Raw genomic sequence first — 566 nt, forward strand, 5'->3', positions numbered from 1 at the left:
GCGCCTCGATCCCGAAAACGCCGGCCATGTCACCCTCGCCGATCACGGTCCTGCGGGTGACCACCAAGGTGTCGCTGCCCGCCTCGCCATCCAGCGTGTCGCCGGCGTCGAGATCGGCAACCAGCAGCAGGTCGTTGCCGGCGTCCCCGGCCAGGCGGTCGGACAGCGTGCCGCCGGCCAGCGTGTCGCTGCCGATGCCGCCGGCCAGCGTATCGGCCTGCCCGCTGCCGAAGACGTACTCGAAGCCGAAGATGGTGTCGCCTTCGGCATGGCCGCCGCGGCCGGTGCCGGCGGCGAGGTCGACATGGACGCTGGCGGAGGAGGTGCTGAGGTTCAGCGAATCGATGCCGCTGCCGCCGTCCAGGCTGTCGTTGCCCATGCCGCCGAGGAGCAGGTCGTCGCCCGCGCCGCCCGCGAGCGTATCGGCACCGGCGCCGCCGTTCAGCGTGTCGCGGTTGGCGATCTGGCTGTCGCCGTCGCCGCGCAGCAGGTCGTTGCCGCCGCCGCCGTCCAGCGCATCGTTGTCGCTGCTGCCCTGGAGGGTATCCGCGCCGCTGCCGCCGAGC

1 protein-coding gene is annotated in these 566 nt (G+C 73.0%); it reads right to left on the reverse strand.

What is annotated here, in order from left to right; genetic code table 11:
• A partial coding sequence (locus tag J3P36_RS16050; protein WP_282595205.1) for a calcium-binding protein occupies positions 1 to 566 on the reverse strand: 566 nt, incomplete at both ends.

The sequence above is a fragment of the Naasia sp. SYSU D00057 genome (assembly GCF_017916505.1).
Lineage (GTDB): Bacteria > Actinomycetota > Actinomycetes > Actinomycetales > Microbacteriaceae > Naasia.